This is a genomic window from Nostoc sp. ChiVER01, assembly GCF_034531155.1.
In the GTDB taxonomy this organism is placed as follows: Bacteria; Cyanobacteriota; Cyanobacteriia; order Cyanobacteriales; family Nostocaceae; genus Nostoc.
Map to the genome: position 1 here is coordinate 115,049 of NZ_JAVRBS010000014.1, position 16,551 is coordinate 131,599.

Here is a 16,551-nt window from a genome sequence, read left to right on the forward strand (position 1 = left end):
CCGTAACGCGCTGGTTTCTCTGCATACTCTGCGGCAAGATGCTTCTCTGCGTTCGCGCAGCGTGTCGCAGACAGATGCTTTGCGTAGCTTGCTTCTCTGTAGGAGTATGCGTCCACGTTTTTCTATAATTATGCGTAAGTCCTGGAAAATCTCAAACGGTACATGGTATAAGATGTGTCATGCCTAAAATTATATCTGTCCACTCATTTCGGGGGGGCACTGGTAAATCAAATATAACTGCTAATCTGGCTGCTACTGTTGCTCGTTATGGGCATCGGGTTGGTATCGTTGATACTGACATCCAATCTCCAGGGATTCATGTCCTTTTCGGTTTCGATGAGGAAATGATGGAGCTTTCCCTTAATGATTATTTATGGGGGCGCTGTGATGTTGAGGATACAGCCTATGATGTTACTTTTGCTTTGAAAGAAGTAGCTAAAAAAAACAGCGCTATTTACCTTATCCCTTCCTCTCTCAATCTGGGTGAAATTACCAGAATCTTACGTGAGGGATATGACGTAGGCTTGCTACATGACGGCTTTCAAGAACTGATCGAGAGACTAAATTTAGAATATCTATTTATTGATACTCACCCTGGACTCAACGAAGAGACTTTACTCTCGATTACCATTTCCGATGCTTTGATTATCATTTTGCGCCCAGATCATCAAGATTTCCAGGGTACGGCTGTAACTGTGGATGTCGCCCGTCAATTAGAAGTGCCCCAGATGCTAATGGTTGTGAATAAAGCACTGCCAAATTTAGATTTTGATACTTTACGACGACAGGTAGAAATAAGTTACAACGCTTCAGTAGCGGGCATTTTGCCTCTATCAGAAGAAGTAGTTCACCTAGCCAGTAGAGATATCTTTTGCTTACGCTACCCCAGTCATCCCTTCAGTCAGATTGTGGAAGCGATCGCTAAACAAATTATCACATGAAATACTAATAGACATTAACCCGGTGTCAGCAGTCATGAATAAAATTAATTTTTTAGCCATAATATTTCTAATTACAAAAATAATTAGTCCCATCTCAGTTAAAGCTGAGACTCTTACTTTATCTCAATTAATTAATAATAAACTTATTGCAGAAGTAGGAGAAAGGGTTAGTAAAAAAGCTCTCTTACGAAAGTGCCAAAAAGAGTTTTGCAAGAGGTATAATCTAAGTTTAGAAAATTCAACTACTGAAGTACCACTACCAAGAGATGCTGTAGCTGAACAAGAAAAAATCTGGAAAAAGGGTTATGAAAATTATTTAGGTGCAATTTTTTCTAATCAATTAATGACATCTAACACTATTAAAAACAAACTTCAGGAAATTGAGAATGACACTGGAAAGAAATCTGCTGTTATTTATCTAATACCAACAAATAAACAGCTAGAAATACTTTTAGTAACTGCGAAAAATAACCCAATTAATAAGAGTATATCAGTAGCTAATAAAAATACTTTATTCAAAGTAACTAAACAGTTTCAAGCTGAACTTAGTAATCCTAGAGAAGTTAATACTACGAGCTACTTAGCGTCTGCACAACAACTTTATCAGTGGTTAATTGCTCCAATTGAAAAAGACCTGAAAGCTCAAAATATAGATACTTTAGTTTTTTGCGTAGGTACTGGCTTGCGCTCTGTACCTTTGTCAGCATTGCATGATGGTCAGAAATTTTTGATAGAAAACTATAATATCAGTTTAATTCCTGCCTTCAGCCTGATAGACACTCGTTACACTGACATCCGTAAATCTTCAGTTTTGGCAATGGGAGCTTCCCAATTCAAAGACTTCGATCCTTTGCCTGCTGTACCTATAGAGTTATCTACAATTGTGGAGAATCAGGGGGGGGAACGTTTCCTAAACGATAAATTCACTTTAAATAATTTGCGATCGCAACGAAAACGGCAACCTTACAAAATTGTTCACTTGGCAACTCACGGAGTCTTCCAACCAGGAACAGCTAGTAACTCCTACATTCAATTTTGGAATAATAAGTTGTACTTAAACCAATTGCGACAGTTGCAATTGAATGTTCCTACTGTAGATTTATTAGTATTGAGTGCGTGTAGAACTGCCTTAGGAGATCGGCAAGCAGAGCTAGGCTTTTCAGGGTTAGCTTTGCAAGCGGGAGTCAAGTCGGCAATGGGTAGTTTGTGGTCTGTTAATGATGCTGGGACTTTAGCGTTGATGACAGAATTTTATATGCATTTGAAAACAGCACCGATTAAAGCTGAAGCTCTTAGGCAAGCGCAAATAAGAATGCTTAAAGGGCAAGTTCAATTTAAGCAAGGACAACTGCGCTCCTCTGGGTTAAGGACAGAAATGCCTTTACCACCAGAACTATCAGAACTGGGAGATTTAAATTTATCCCATCCGTATTATTGGGCAGCCTTTACAATGATTGGCAGTCCTTGGTAGATAATACCAAGGACTGCATCTGTGGGAAAAAATAAAATAATTATGTATTTTATTCTGCCCTCTGCCTGAACCGTATTGCCTTAGAAGTAAGACTGTTAAGGAATTTTACAAGAAGTCTATTAAACGATAATATCGCTTGCCACTAGTAGTGGTGATCCTTCAAGCTGAATCTCGAAATTAGCCGCTAGATTACTATCAGTATTACCTTGGAGAATACCTCCAGAATAACGGATCTGACCTGCTGCGGTGAATGCGCGAGTTCCAATGTAAGTGAAAGCTTGGTCGCCTTTTATGATAGTGTTAGCGTCTATCTTATACCAATTTAATATAAAGCTGCATAGAATAAAGCTTCCAGGATAAAGTTGTAAGAAGAGACAGAAATTACCTGCTCAAAAGTAAGTTGGTCAAATATTTCTTGGATGCGCTCGCGTAAAGCTTGTAAAGAAGAAAAAAGTTGATTTTTGAGTGGTTTTTTGAGCAGCTGCCAAAGCCTTTCAATTGGGTTGAGTTCAGGGGCTGATGGTGGTTGAAACAGAGGAATAATATTCTCCGGCCAACGGAGCTTTGAACTTGTATCAGCCGGTGCTTGATCAACCTGTAAAATAGCGTAATCGGGCGTTGCATAAATGCGGGATGAATTAACTAAATACAGGTATTTCTCTATACTTCAAGTAATGGAGTAACAAGCGAATTGAGTATTTAAGCATATTTACTGACTTGGAATAGCATAATGTTTTGCGATGTAGACGTGCCAAATAATGACGTAAACGTGTATTTTCACCTTCTACTCTGGTCATATATGTTTTACTGACAATATGATCTCCTGGCTCAATAAAACTGGGGTAAACTTTCCATCCATCGGTAACATAAAAATAGCATTGCCACCAGCAAACAATGTCCCACAAAGGTTTAAATGTTTCAGCACTGTGGTCTCCTAAAACCCAAGCTAAAATTCCTTGACGGAAGTGGTTTACTGCTGTCCATAACCAAATTTTGTTTTTTTTGAACCGACGAAAGTCTCTAATTCGTCCAGTTCTCCAACTTCTGGTATCTCTTCTATTGGTGGTACATCTGGCAATTTTTCACCAACTTGTTTTACCCAACTAATTATAGTTGTGTGATGAACTCCTTTCTGGCGTTCAATAGCCCTAAACCCTGCACCATTAACGTATGCTTTTATACATTCGTTTTTGATCTCATTTGAGTATCCTTTTGGTGGACTATAGATATCTATAAATCGGCGTTAGCGAAGCGGGGCGGAACGCACGTCGCAGGTGACGCAAAAGTGATTTTGTTTACCTCGGCGTTTACCATTTTTTCTAATCCTCGTAGACTTACAGTATGGACAATGCACAGTAGAAGACCTCAATTCATCCCTCTATTATGCAACGCCCTATCTAGGCGTTGCATAAATGCGGGATGATTTAATTCAATACGGGTATTTCCCAATACTTCAAGTAATGAAGTAATAATCGAATTGAATATTTCAGCATATCTACTGACTTTGAATAGCACAATGTTTTGCGGTGAAGTCTTGCTAAATAATGACGCAAGCGGGTATTTTCGCCTTCAACTCTAGTCATATATATTTTACTCACAATTTGATCTCCATCGGGGATAAAACTTGGGTACACTTTCCAGACATCTGTAACATAAAAATAACTTTTCCATTGTTTAACAATTTTCCACAATGGCTCAAATACCTCTGCACTGTGATCTCCTAAAACCCAAGCTAAAATACCTTGATTAAAGTGATTTACTGCTGTCCACAGCCAAATTTTGTCTTTTTTGAACCTATAAATGTTTCTAATTCATCCAATTCGCCAACTTCTGGAATGACATCTTCTTTTGGTAAATCTGGAAGTTTTTCTCCCAGTTGTTTGCCCCAATAAATTAATGATTGCACAAGGCTGGCAGAAGATTTTGAACTTAACGCAGTCACGTTGTCGAATCTTGCAATTCCTGCCATTAGCTTGCCAAAAGTATTATTTATTATCTGAGTCTTTAGCTACCTAATTTAGTATTGCTTAGTCTGATGTTTACATAACTGATTAAAAATTTCAAATTCAATGTTGTGGGATAACCAGCTTTTTTACACAATAAAAAAGCTCGAATTTTGAAGTGCTAATTTATTTAGTTTCTGGTGACTTGATTGTTCAAATTCTTACGAGTGAATTTTCTGTTTATGTAGTTTACTTGTGCTACATATTGAAGTGCGGAATGTGGGTTATAAGTATTCATCCGAACTTGATATAACTCATCAAAAAGTAAGCGATTTCTGTAGATGCAAAGATGCCTCTGGTACGGAATTTAAATATATTTGCTAATGCTCAACTTTGCTGTTAGATAGCCCATCTTTTTGGGAAAACTAGTCTTATTAATTAGTAAATTATTATATCCTTAGATTTTTATGACAATTTCTCTCTTTTTTGGAGATGCTGGGCGTAGCTTCCTTATCCGTTCGCGGAGCGTCCCGCAGGGAAGGGGTATGGATAGCCACGGTGAAGTAAGCAGGAGGCAGAGGGTTGCAATACAGTTTAGACTGCTTTTCTACACGAGAGGCCGCGCGATCGCAACTGGTAAAAACTAAGAACATGCCTGTCTGTGGAAACTTAGCCCCAGAAGTAGCAGATAAAATTAATAACCTGGTTGGCTTGAATGCAGCCAATTTACAACTCGCTACTTATGAGGTGTTTCATGTCCGCAGTTAGCCTCAGAAAAATGCTCAACAAAAAAGAGTTGCCATCTCTACTTCATAACTTAATTTACCAGATGTTCCAACGCCACCCAATTTCATTAAGGCTTTACGCCACTTTGTTGTTTTGGTTCTGTTGTTCTAACCCTACCCAAATATGGCATTAAAAGAAACCTCAACCATGTTTACTACGCTAAAGAACCTAGAAAAAACTGGTCGCTACAGTCCCTATGAGAAAGACTTAATCCCCAAAGAGGGGCATCTTGGTTCCGGTCAGGATCTCTCGACTGATGATTCAGAAAGATGGGGAGCAACTGATCTGATCTATCCAATTTCTTTTTTATTGATGTTTAGAACAATGAAACAAATGAATAATAATTCGCTAGGACAAAAACATAAAAGTATTTTTGTAAATAAACTTAATTTAAGAGTTACTAAGAAAAAGGCTTTCTTCGGTACTCTCATCTTATTGCTTGGTTTGCTTGGAATTGGCACTTTCTGGTTTAAATCCAGATATGATTTTGATAATAAGATGACGGTTAAAATCCAAGAATTATCTAATGCCGAGTATCCAGCAAATCCTGCCCCTTTAGGCAAAAATTTTCAAAGATATTCCCAACGGAAATTAACAATTATCAAGAAAGACGAAACTCACTTCGATTTTATACTGGAACCGACAAATAAAAAAACAGCAAAGATAATTATAAAAAATGTTGATTTAAAGCTATTAGTGCCTAAAGCACCAGAATGGGTGAAAAAAGATAAAGGTTTAGAAATAATTGCCTTTACAGATCGGGAGTGGAACCGACAACAAGTTAGCTTTCCGGCAAATTCTGAAAATATAGAAATTATCGGAGGCGATGGTTTTGAAAAGCAAAATCTTGTAGAGATTGCTTTGGCTAACAATTGCTTAAATGCTGGATTTTGGGAAGTTTTGCTTTTTACGAAAGAAGATGGTAATAAATCCCTTTATTATCAAAATTGGTTTACCTTCCCATTAGGACATTATAAAAATGTATTTGAAAATATCAATAAAATTTCTTATTGGGACTATTGGTGGAGATTAGAACACTGGCAAGATCCGAGTGGTACAGTAATAAATACTAATTTGCTCAGGAAAGTGATCGATGAAAAAGAAATTGTTACCAACTTTCCAATTGATGAAAAAATCATTGTGGCAGGGGAACAAAGTAGAAAAGTTAGGACTACACTAGCAACTAATTTAACTAGCTGGGGAGATTTTTATAGGAACGAAAATAAAATCGAATTTGCAACATTTAGATCACCAGGGTTTTACGATGCCAATAAACCTTGGAAAAATGAATATTGGAGAATAGGTAAATTTGAAAAAACTATTTTAAGAAATATTAAAACTATCGGTAATCAACAAGATTTGCAGGAGATAGAATTGATATTAGGAGATACAAGAACTGGAGAGAAAAATAAATTATTGATCAGTGGCATCGATATCAAAAGTCTTCCTAAATTGCCTGTGGAAGAATATCCTAAAGGCTTATATATGCCGATGGGAATTGGGATACCTCCTTTTTATCAAAGTTACGAAGAATTAACAAAATCTCATCCAGATGAAAGCCCCTACTTCAGTTTTTTACTAGATTCAAAAGATAGATGGATAGATCATCACCACTTAGCAGTTGATGGTTCAGTAATGCACCTTGATATGGAGAATCCAAATCTTTTGCATCTTTATTTACTGTCTTATGAAAGAAATACTTTAATTACTCATCTCTTAATCTATTTGAAATGAACACCGCGCTACCACTCATTACTCAGCACTCTCTTATGCTAAAAAACCTTAAATTACTGAAAATCGCTCACCAAGGAATTCTTAAGCAATTCCTGATCACTTTCTTACCACTGTCCGTCCTGGTCGGGGGCGTGCTGATCATCATTCATCAGGCAGAGAGTAAAACTGAACGGGGCGCAATTTCGATCAACGAAAGCCGTAACGTTGAACTGCAAGCCAAAATAGCTGCTAATGATTTCAATTTAATTAAGTCAGACTTGATGTTTTTGGCTACCCAAAACGAACTACAGTCCATGCTCAAACGACCTGGGAGTACAACTGAAACACTGGAGTTAAGGCAGGCGATCGCTAAAGAGTATGTTTCCATGTCTCAGCAGAAGCAACTCTATGACCAGATTCGCTTTCTTGACATAACTGGTAAAGAAATTGTCAGAGTCAACTTTAATAAAGGTCAGCCCAGCGTTGTCCCTGACGAAAAGCTGCAAGTCCAAGCAAAGCGTTACTGGTTTAAGGATACCTTACCGCTCAAATCAGGTGAGGTCTTTGTTTCGCCACTGGATCTAAATATTGAGCGGGGCAAAATTGAACAACCGCTCAAACCAATGATCCGTTTTGGCACTCCTGTATTTGATTCTCAGGGGCAAAAACGCGGCATCGTTGTGCTTAACTATCTAGGTGAGAAATTTATCCAGAATCTGCAAAAAGAAAACTCGACAACTTTAGGCGAAATGCTGCTACTCAATGCTGATGGTTATTGGCTTAAGGGATCAAAGCCAGAGAATGAGTGGGGCTTTATGTACGAAGACCGCAAAAACCAAACCTTCGCCAAAGCCTTTCCGAAAGTTTGGCAGCAGATAGCCACAACGGAGTCGGGACAGTTCCAAACGGCTGAAGGATTATTCACCTTCAAAACCCTGTATCCTCTACTGGAAGTTCAAAAAGCTCAATCCAGTACGGGGGCGACCCGCGCCTTTGATTCCAGTCAAGAGAAGGTGGATGCCAAGTCTTACCGTTGGAAAATTTTGACTCATGTTCCCTCTGCGATCTTAAATGCGCGATCGCAAAGTTCTTTTAAGCGACTCGTGCTGTTTTATGTTGTTCTGACTGGGTTGATTGGGGTGGGTTCCTGGCTATTAGCCCTATCCCGCTTGGGACGGCAACAAGCAGACACAGAACTGCAAGCAACATTCGCTGACCTGACTGCGATTATTGACAATCTAGCAGATGGATTACTAGTAACCAACACCATCGGACAGATCACCCGCTTTAACCCGGCGCTACTCAAAATGTTCCAGCTTGGCGACATTGACCTTAAAGGAAAAGACTATCAAGAAATTTCTCAAGTTGAAATTGCTAATTTGGTAAAGCAGACCCACAAGCAGTCACGAGAAATCTTCACAGCTGAGGTCAATCTAGCAGCAGGTCGAGTTGGTCAAGCTCTAGCAACCACCATCTTTAAAGAAGCTTTTAAGGATGAGTCGAGGAAGTGGCTAGGCTCAGTGATCCTGATTCGGGATGTGACAGCTGAGAAAGAGATCGATCAGATGAAAACCGATTTCATCTCTACGGTTTCCCACGAGTTGCGGACGCCACTAACTTCTGTCCTCGGTTTTGCGTCGATCATTAAAGAAAAGCTGGAAACTGATGTTTTTCCAATACTTCCTACCGAAGACCGTAAACTTCAGAAAACGATTAAGCGGGTGGGTGACAATCTCAACATTATTGTGTCAGAAGCAGAACGCCTTACATCTTTGATTAACGATGTCTTAGATATCGCCAAGATGGAAGCAGGTAAGGTGGAATGGCAGATGCAACCCCTCGATCCGAGCGAATTACTCGATTGGGCAACCAATTCTACCGCCGGGTTGTTTGAAACTAATGGCTTGCAGTTAGTGTGCGAGATAGAACCTGGACTGCCTCAGATACTAGGCGATCGCAATCGTCTGCTACAAGTCCTGATCAACCTGATTTCTAATGCCGTTAAGTTTACCGAATTCGGTTCTGTCATCTGCCGCGTTAAACAAGAGAACGAAGGTGTTTGCATCAGCGTCATTGACACAGGCGTTGGTATTACACCTGAAGACCAGCCAAAAGTATTTGAGAAATTCCGCCAAGTTGGCGACACCCTCACCGACAAACCCAAAGGCACAGGGCTAGGACTGCCCATCTGTAAACAAATCGTCGATCATCACGGTGGTAGAATCTGGGTGGAGAGTGAACCAGGCAAGGGTAGCATATTCTCGTTCCTCATTCCCACCTCTGCTAGCGATCGCAAAACCAGTACCAGTCTGAATCTGGATGCGCTAGTCAAACAACTTAAAGAACACGTCATCACCACAAACCCTGTGCTGAATCAAAACAGCAAAACAATTCTGGTAGTAGATGATGATATCAACATTCGGGAATTGCTTCGTCAACAACTGGAAACCGAAGGCTATAATGTTCGGGAAGCGAAAGACGGCGTGGATGCTATTCATCAAATAAAAATAGCCCGTCCCGACCTGATTCTGCTGGACGTGATGATGCCCCAAATCAACGGCTTCGATGTGGCAGCCGTCCTCAAAAATGATCCCCAGACCGCAGACATTCCGATCATTATTCTGTCAATTATTGAAAACAAAGAACGAGGCTACCATATTGGCATTGATCGCTATCTCACTAAGCCCATTGACACAGAGAAACTCCTCAACGAAATTGGCTCATTGCTTTCCCAAGGTACTTCCAGTAAAAAGGTATTGGTTGTGGACAAAAATGCCTCAACCTTAAAAACCATATCGGATGTACTACAAACTCAGGGATACAGCGTGATTGCAGCCTCCGATCCCCAAGAATGCATCAATAAAGCTCGGTCAGCCAAACCTGACATGATCATCATCGATTCTATTTTCTCTCAAGAAGCCGACATGGTGAAAACTCTACGGTTTGAGAAGGAGTTGAAAAATGTATTTTTTATTATGCTGTCCGAACAGTAATCGCTGTGACTGGGGATTGGTCAAAAATTAGTTTAACCCAATGCCCCACTCCTCACTCCCCACTCCCTCCCAATCTTATGACTCAGAAAATTCTAATTGTTGACGATGAACCCAATATCTTGATTTTGATGGAACAAGCCCTAGAAGCATTAGAAGACGAGGGTGTTGAACTTCTAACTGCTCGAAATGGAGAAGAAGCCCTCGAAACTATTAAAACTGAAAAACCAAACCTAGTTTTTCTTGATGTGATGATGCCTAAAATGAATGGTCTGCAAGTCTGCCATATTGTAAAACACGACCTGCAAATGACTGACATCTACATTGTGATCTTGACAGCTAAGGGACAGGAATTTGATAAACAAAAAGGAATTGAGGTTGGCGCAGATTTATATTTAACTAAACCATTTCGCCCCAAAGAAGTACTTGAAAAATCAATGCAGGTTTTGGGCTTTTGAGGAAAATTTTGAATGTTTTTCACCTGCTTTCGCTTCCATTCTACCGCAGGCGATCGCATTTGATTTAGTTAGGTCGATTACTACTGAGATTAACACCAGTCAAATACTGGTTTTGGCTTTGGAGGTGACTGCATGACTAAATCAGTAATAGCTAAGTTATCTACAATACCCAAAAATTCTTAGAGAAAGGGGTCAAAGCCTCGCAAGGGGAACCAGTCAGATGTCTTTATCCGTACCTCAAAACTAAAAAGTTACTTGATGGCTCAACTGTTTTTTATCCCCGTGTCATTGGTGAGCGTGACCCAAATAACCCCTTTCTTTGGAGGTGGGGATATAACTGGAAGGAAAAACACAACCGGCGTTTGGAAGGGTAAAAGTATAGGCTCAATCCCCCCTGCTGCTGTCCCAATGATCCGTCTAATGCAACAGCAAGGGGCAAATAAGGAAGATATTATCGCCTTTATCAAAAAAGCGAAAATCAAAAAGCCATCACCAAAATCAGATGTCTGCAAAAATTTTGATAGCACAAAATTAAAACCAGTTCTTCCAGATGATGCCCCAATCGCTGTAGTACTGTTCGCTGGTGGCGGTGGGATTGAGGCGGGGATGGTGCAAGCCGGGATTCGTCCAGTCATTGCGGTGGAGTTCGACCCCACAAAACCAGACTTGAGCAGGGCGATCGCTCTCAACCATCACCGCAACTTTAGCGAGTACGGCTGTAGAATAATCCAGCTAATGGGACTTAGGCAAAAAACGCCGATAAAATAGCCCCAAACGTATACCGCAAGGGACTTTGACATCGTTTTGCTTGGTTTGTTGATATATCTGGATTTCAGGCGTTTTTGGGCATTTGGTGTATTTCCGTTACTCCACAAGGGTTTGAGGCTTATTTCTTCTTCAAAAATGTTTAAGTCCCGCTAACAGTCCAAGAAGTAGCACGGTTAAGATTTGTAGGTTTCCCCCGCCGCCCCGATTACCTCCACGCCTCCCCCGTGTGCGCCAACTTTAGCCAAGCCCACACAGCGAAAGCGGGTAAAGCTGAGGAAACTGGTGACGATCTGACGGCAGCGATCGCAGTAGCAGAAGCTATCCAACAGTTGCAGCCAGCGGGTGTTTACCCTAGAGAATGTCCCGCGCTATCAGAACAGTCAAAGTTTTGCCATCATCCTGGATGCTTTGGAGCAAAAGGGATACTCGGTCGATTACAGAGTGGTCAACATGGCTGACTTTGGCTTGCCCCAGGCGCGGCGGCGGTTAGTTCTGGTTGCCAGTAGAGGTTGTCGCGTTGCTTTACCAACTCGCAGAAAACCAATAGGGTGGTACGAGGCGTTCACGAAGTGTGCCGAAGGTATCGCCCATCTCATTCCTATGATGACCGATTCCCAACTACTCCCCAAACAACGGCAAGCGGTAGAACAATTTCTGACAGCTAACGAACCAACGCCACTGCTACTAGAGAGAGTTGGGGGACGCAACAGACTAAAGTACAAGCCTGGGCATCTACCCTGTAACACCATTCTGCGATCCCATTTTACAGATCACAAAGGTTGTAACCGTAGTAAGTTCGCTGATATCTGGTCGCCTGATGGGATAGTCAAATCCTTGTCTATTGAAGGGGCTGCAATCTTGCAAGGGTTTCCGTCTTGGTATGAGTTCCCAAAAGAGACTGCTACGGCTGGGTCAATCATTGGCTACTCTGTACCACCCAGTTTTGCCGTGCAGTTATTTACTCACATACAGAAACAATTATCAGGAGCATTTTTATGACAAACCGAGAGCAACTCACTTGAAATGTGTTGCTACAGGTAAGGAAGAGGACAACCAACAAGCAGGGGACAGAAAAGAAGAAGCACAAAGGTTGTGCGGTGAGAGTGAATTTCCGCCTTCCGCCTGCTTTAATGGTTTTCTTTCCTTAACTACAGTTCACATCTGGGTTCGCAGAAATTTATTAGTAGGATAGATTCATAGCTGCCTTCACCAAGAACTGCCCTCTGCCTTTCTCAATGAGTTATCTCAAAAAGATTAAGGGTAAGTAATTCGGATTAACTACCAACAGTTTTGAAATCATTTTAGTTAAAATGCCCTAATTAAAGTGCCTAGAGTTGGCGTACCTAAAACTGAAGAGGCTAAATTGCCTGGGATATTCCCATCAATTATCCAGCAGTCAATCCCTAAACTAGAAATAGTCAAAAACTCCTCAACTTTCTTCGCCATCCCGCCAGTAACATCTACTGATTTGCTCTTGCCCAAGAAAGGTTTAATCTGAGAATAGTTAGCTTGAGTAATATTGGAAACTACTTGCCCCTCTTGATCATATACACCTGCATAATTCCTAACATTTATTAGTTGAATTTTAAACTTACCTTGAAGATAGAAGTATTTCGCTAGTTCTGCAAGTATTGCATCTGTCGAGAGGACAGTACCACCAATAGCTTGATCTAGAACGACATCACCAAAAATTAAAGGAATCAAACCTGCTTGTAGACTACTTTCTATTACACTAAAGTCACTCTTCAACAGTTTCTTATTATGAGTGATTATCATAGTAATAGGTGGCAAACTTACCACTGGTAAACCTGCTTGTAGAAAACTTTTAGCTAGTAGGAAATTTAAATCTAAAGCATCTTGGTGAACTAAGCAAAACCCTAGTTTTTCTTCATCACATGAAAAACCATTAATTGTATCATATTTATTCGCTGTTAAAAATGCACAAAGCGAGCAGTATTGCGGTCAAGCCTGTCGTGAAGCACCGCAAACTACTACAATGGCGGCGATCGCCTTGTTCAGTTGGAGCTAAAAGTTTTCAATGACTACAGGCTCAACTGGTTGGGCAATTTCAAAATTGAAAATTCGTGAATAAAAGTAAAGTTCTGCTGACAAAGAACGCTTGATGTTTGCGGCTTTGCGGAAACCATGTTCTTCACCCTCAAAAGCAACATAAGCCACAGGTACACCTTTTGTTCTTAGGGCTGTAACCATTGCTTCAGTTTGATTGGGCGGAACTACTCGATCTTCTAATCCCTGAAAAAAAATCATTGGGCAGGCTAGACGCTCACTAAAGTTAATTGGCGAACGCTGTTGATAAATCTGACGCTGTTGTGGATAAGGGCCAACCAGACGATCCAAGTACCGGGATTCAAACTTATGTGTGTCCCGAACTAAAGCTTCCAAATCACTGACACCAAAATAGCTGGCTCCTGCTTTAAAAGTATCTCGGAAAGTTAAGAGGCTGTTTGAAAAGTTTTGAGGAGTAAAATTTTATGCCAATCGCCTCACCATGATCCGGATCATGGCAAGATAGATAAATGTCTCTGATGTTTCGGGTAATAACTCATAGTCTCTGACCAACCGCCGACACCCCATGAGCCAACCAAAAGTGCGCTCAACCACCCAACGTTTTTTGAGCAAGACAAAGCCCTTGGTCTGCTCCGGGCGCAACACCACCTGCACAATCCAACGGCAAAAATTCATCACCCACTGCATAAACGGCTCACCATCAAAGCCGCCATCCACCCAGAGAATAGTCAAACGAGATACCTGCTCCTGAGAGTGTTTCACCCATTTAAGAACTTGTTTTCCCCCTTCTGGCTCACCCACATTGGCTGCCGTGACCAAGACCCGCAATACTAACCCCAAGGTATCGACCGTCATAAATCGCTTCCGTCCCTTGATTTTTTTTCCTGCATCAAAGCCTATCAATTGACTAACCATCGCTGCACTCTTGACGCTTTGACTATCGATGATCGCTTACGTAGGACTTCGATGGCGATCCTGCAAGGGTCTGTGTCCACTGCCGGAGATTATCATGAATTTTCAGCCACGTTCCGTCTTTGCGCCATTTGCGAAAATAGCTATATACCGTCTGCCAGACGGGAAAGTCACCCGGTAGCGTAGGCGTAGCCCGCCGTAGGCATCGCCATCTAACTCCTTCTACCAAAACATAGAAAATTTGCTCTTTCAGTGCTGTCTACGATCTATTTACAGCGTATACTGAGAGAGCTTTTTTACCATTTCTCTAACTTTTCAAACAGCCTCTAACAGTGTGAAATATTGTTCTGTGTGGTTTAATCCTTGCCAAATTTGCAGAATTTTTGTGTCTAAAACTAACTTGCTCTTTTTACCTTCGGTAATAACTTGAGACAGTCCAGAGGTGCGGAGAAGGAAATAAAGACCGTGAATATAAGGATAGGATTTTTGTACAGGACGTTTGAGGTTAATATCTATGGGATAACTCAATTGTGAGTTAAGTTGTTGGAGATACTTAAGCAATAATTGGTGATAAGTGCTACTAACTTCAACGCCGTTGGGTTGGAGAAGTTCTAAAATAGTTTGAAAATCCCGCAGAATTGTTCCTGGGATATCTTGAGTAATGGTTTGCTGTTGAAGTAGTTGTTTTTTATCCTCCGTCAGTGGTAATTTATCTCGGATTTGATCTGGAATGAGGGAAAATAGGTTACTCATCTAAGTTGAGATAAGGAATTTGTTCGGCAGTTACAGCAATTTTCAGGTAATTGAACCACAAACTACGGTAACCTAAATATGAAGTAATTGTTTGATTCGATGCCAGTATCTTACTCAGAGGATTTGCGTCGTCGCGTGATTGCAGCTTGGTTAGCAAAAGAAGGTTCTCAACGGCAGGTGGCGCAAAGATTTAAGGTCAGCTTGTCGTTTATACGAAATTTGCTGCGTCATTATCGTGAAAGTGGACGAATTGAAGCAAAACAACGTGGAGGATACCAAAAGCCGACAATTCAGGATGAACATCTAAGCATGATTAAGTCTTGGGTGGAAGAGAAAAATGATTTGTTGCTGACAAAGTTGTGCGATCGCTGCGAGTTTAACACCTGCATCGATTTGGCTAGAAGATAATTTCTCAGGAATTCGCTTATTCATCGGAATATCAGCAGATGCAGTTCTTTTGCGATGGCGCTGTTTCTCCCCGTAGATGATCGCATTCGTAGGTTACAGGACAACGAGAGCTTGGAAGAGGCAGCCCGTGCTGTGCTGAAGCATCTGGGGGAACTGAAGCGGCCATATCTGACTGCGGTGGAGGAGAAGCTGTTGGGTTTGATAGAGCAGGAATATGGGGTTGATGAAGGAGATGAGTCAATTGCAAATTAGAGAAGATGACCTGACAGGTAAAAAGATTGCTGACCTTTTATGGGAACATCTTGAAAATATGTATGAGATTACCCCGCCCGAAAGCGTTCATGCTCTTGATATAGAGGCATTGCGTTCGCCTGATATTACCTTTTGGACGGCTTGGGATGGCGAAGAACTGGTTGGATGCGGGGCATTGAAAGAACTAGATTCAAGAAGCGGTGAAATCAAATCAATGCGTACCGTCAAGGCTCACCAACGTAGGGGTGTCGCCTCAAAGATTCTGGAACAGATTATTAAAGAAGCCCAACGGCGTGGTTACGATTGCTTGAATTTAGAAACAGGGGCAATTCCAGAATTCGCTCCAGCACGAGCATTGTATACAGGGTATGGGTTTGAGTACCGAGGCCCCTTTGCTGACTACATTGATGACCCAAACAGCGTATTTATGACGAAAAAGCTTGCTCGATTCACTTTTTTATTGGACATTTTGCTCGGCAGCAGAGGGGCAAGTTCGACCGATGACAAAGCTTGAACCCGAACAACAGCAAGAAGTGTGGTTAAAAGCAGTGGAGCAGGCACAGGGTAAAGTGCCACCAGCTAGAATCGTTAAAAACGTAGTACAGCAAATAATGGAACGCACCCAAGTACCCAACACTTACCAGTTAGGCGAAGTATGCCAAATCCTTGCTCTTGACAACCCGGAACTCAGAGGTAAAGGTGGGTGCTGGGGCATAGTCAACCATGTGGGCGAATTCAGTTGTACCGTCAGAACCTGGGATGGCGAGCATACAGTTGGGTTGCAGTACCTGAAGTCTTTCAACTACTTGCCTGCCGAGTGTGAGCAGATGCGGGTGATTTGCGATCGCATCAATCGGGTGTATTCGAGTGGACTGGAGGAGTCGGTGCAGAGGTTTTTGGAGTCGTTGGGGAAGCTGAAGCGGGCTTATTTGACCGATTTGGAAGGAAAAGTGCTGAATTTGTTGGAGTTTGAATATAAAAAAAGATCCCCCTCTCACTGACTTGTACACACACGATCTGCATCGAACAAGCCATCATTTGTGGTACGGTTTAGTGGTTAAAGCTAAACAACTGTTGGCGCAGCAAATAGAGATACAGAGATACTGCTGAACATACTGATGCTGTTTT

General features: G+C 41.4%; 16 protein-coding genes and 5 pseudogenes. 14 read left to right on the forward strand and 7 right to left on the reverse strand.

Annotation, left to right across the window (positions count from 1 at the left end):
- The first annotated feature begins 179 nt into the window (after positions 1-179).
- Together RMY00_RS19240 and RMY00_RS19245 are read left to right on the forward strand one after the other, a co-directional pair.
- Positions 180-941 (forward strand): MinD/ParA family protein, encoded by a 762-nt coding sequence (locus RMY00_RS19240; RefSeq protein ID WP_322649069.1) that lies wholly within the window; start codon positions 180-182, stop codon positions 939-941.
- A gap of 34 nt (positions 942-975) precedes the next feature.
- Positions 976-2,412: a CHAT domain-containing protein gene (locus RMY00_RS19245; protein WP_322649070.1), complete on the forward strand. Its 1,437-nt coding sequence runs from the start codon at positions 976-978 to the stop codon at positions 2,410-2,412.
- Between the two features lie 322 nt (positions 2,413-2,734).
- On the opposite strand, the gene RMY00_RS36210 is transcribed toward RMY00_RS19245, so the two are convergent.
- The 3 genes and pseudogenes from RMY00_RS36210 to RMY00_RS19255 form a co-directional block, all read right to left on the reverse strand.
- The gene (locus tag RMY00_RS36210) at positions 2,735-3,076 is read right to left on the reverse strand and encodes a transposase (RefSeq protein WP_416212082.1); all 342 of its coding nucleotides are present in this window, start codon (positions 3,074-3,076) and stop codon (positions 2,735-2,737) included.
- Positions 3,051-3,766: pseudogene (locus tag RMY00_RS19250) on the reverse strand (IS1 family transposase). Before RMY00_RS19250 ends, RMY00_RS36210 begins: the two are co-directional and overlap by 26 nt.
- A gap of 70 nt (positions 3,767-3,836) precedes the next feature.
- A pseudogene (locus RMY00_RS19255) lies at positions 3,837-4,312 on the reverse strand (IS1 family transposase); the annotation flags it as partial.
- 625 nt (positions 4,313-4,937) lie between these two features.
- Here RMY00_RS19255 and RMY00_RS19260 point away from each other — a divergent pair.
- The 8 genes from RMY00_RS19260 to RMY00_RS19295 all read left to right on the forward strand — a co-directional run bounded on the left by RMY00_RS19260 (position 4,938) and on the right by RMY00_RS19295 (position 12,262).
- A complete protein-coding gene (locus tag RMY00_RS19260) occupies positions 4,938-5,123 on the forward strand; it encodes a hypothetical protein (protein WP_322649071.1) in 186 nt (61 codons plus the stop codon).
- A 141-nt stretch (positions 5,124-5,264) separates the two neighbouring features.
- Positions 5,265-6,875: a hypothetical protein gene (locus tag RMY00_RS19265; protein ID WP_322649072.1), complete on the forward strand. Its 1,611-nt coding sequence runs from the start codon at positions 5,265-5,267 to the stop codon at positions 6,873-6,875.
- A 35-nt stretch (positions 6,876-6,910) separates the two neighbouring features.
- Positions 6,911-9,847, forward strand: coding sequence for a response regulator (locus tag RMY00_RS19270; RefSeq protein ID WP_322649073.1), 2,937 nt, complete (start codon positions 6,911-6,913; stop codon positions 9,845-9,847).
- A gap of 77 nt (positions 9,848-9,924) precedes the next feature.
- The gene (locus RMY00_RS19275) at positions 9,925-10,302 is read left to right on the forward strand and encodes a response regulator transcription factor (protein WP_190894307.1); all 378 of its coding nucleotides are present in this window, start codon (positions 9,925-9,927) and stop codon (positions 10,300-10,302) included.
- A 297-nt stretch (positions 10,303-10,599) separates the two neighbouring features.
- Positions 10,600-11,070 (forward strand): hypothetical protein, encoded by a 471-nt coding sequence (locus RMY00_RS19280; RefSeq protein WP_322649074.1) that lies wholly within the window; start codon positions 10,600-10,602, stop codon positions 11,068-11,070.
- 224 nt (positions 11,071-11,294) lie between these two features.
- Positions 11,295-11,528, forward strand: coding sequence for a hypothetical protein (locus RMY00_RS19285; RefSeq protein WP_322649133.1), 234 nt, complete (start codon positions 11,295-11,297; stop codon positions 11,526-11,528).
- Positions 11,470-12,069 carry a DNA cytosine methyltransferase gene (locus tag RMY00_RS19290; protein ID WP_322649131.1) on the forward strand — a complete coding sequence of 200 codons (600 nt, stop codon included), beginning with the start codon at positions 11,470-11,472 and terminating at the stop codon, positions 12,067-12,069. Before RMY00_RS19285 ends, RMY00_RS19290 begins: the two co-directional genes overlap by 59 nt.
- Positions 12,070-12,088: 19 nt before the next feature.
- Positions 12,089-12,262, forward strand: coding sequence for a hypothetical protein (locus RMY00_RS19295; protein ID WP_322649075.1), 174 nt, complete (start codon positions 12,089-12,091; stop codon positions 12,260-12,262).
- A gap of 113 nt (positions 12,263-12,375) precedes the next feature.
- Here the strand turns inward: RMY00_RS19295 and RMY00_RS19300 are convergent.
- From RMY00_RS19300 to RMY00_RS19315, 4 genes and pseudogenes are all read right to left on the reverse strand, one after another.
- A pseudogene (locus RMY00_RS19300) lies at positions 12,376-12,993 on the reverse strand (isopentenyl phosphate kinase); the annotation flags it as partial.
- A gap of 102 nt (positions 12,994-13,095) precedes the next feature.
- A pseudogene (locus RMY00_RS19305) lies at positions 13,096-13,518 on the reverse strand (alpha/beta hydrolase family protein); the annotation flags it as partial.
- Positions 13,519-13,560: 42 nt separating this feature from the next.
- Positions 13,561-14,266, reverse strand: a pseudogene (locus RMY00_RS19310) (IS5 family transposase); the annotation flags it as partial.
- Positions 14,267-14,325: 59 nt separating this feature from the next.
- Entirely contained in the window at positions 14,326-14,763 is a 438-nt protein-coding gene (locus RMY00_RS19315; RefSeq protein ID WP_322649076.1) for a hypothetical protein, read from the reverse strand.
- Positions 14,764-14,862: 99 nt separating this feature from the next.
- Here RMY00_RS19315 and RMY00_RS19320 point away from each other — a divergent pair, with 99 nt between their 5' ends.
- The 4 genes from RMY00_RS19320 to RMY00_RS19335 are packed head-to-tail and all read left to right on the forward strand — an operon-like array spanning position 14,863 to position 16,424.
- Positions 14,863-15,171, forward strand: coding sequence for a helix-turn-helix domain-containing protein (locus RMY00_RS19320; protein ID WP_322649077.1), 309 nt, complete (start codon positions 14,863-14,865; stop codon positions 15,169-15,171).
- Positions 15,172-15,225: 54 nt separating this feature from the next.
- Positions 15,226-15,423 (forward strand): hypothetical protein, encoded by a 198-nt coding sequence (locus RMY00_RS19325; RefSeq protein ID WP_322649078.1) that lies wholly within the window; start codon positions 15,226-15,228, stop codon positions 15,421-15,423.
- Positions 15,404-15,937 carry a GNAT family N-acetyltransferase gene (locus RMY00_RS19330; RefSeq protein WP_322649079.1) on the forward strand — a complete coding sequence of 178 codons (534 nt, stop codon included), beginning with the start codon at positions 15,404-15,406 and terminating at the stop codon, positions 15,935-15,937. The genes RMY00_RS19325 and RMY00_RS19330 overlap by 20 nt, the downstream gene beginning before the upstream one ends.
- Entirely contained in the window at positions 15,924-16,424 is a 501-nt protein-coding gene (locus RMY00_RS19335) for a hypothetical protein (protein ID WP_322649080.1), read from the forward strand. Before RMY00_RS19330 ends, RMY00_RS19335 begins: the two co-directional genes overlap by 14 nt.
- The last annotated feature ends 127 nt before the right edge of the window (positions 16,425-16,551 follow it).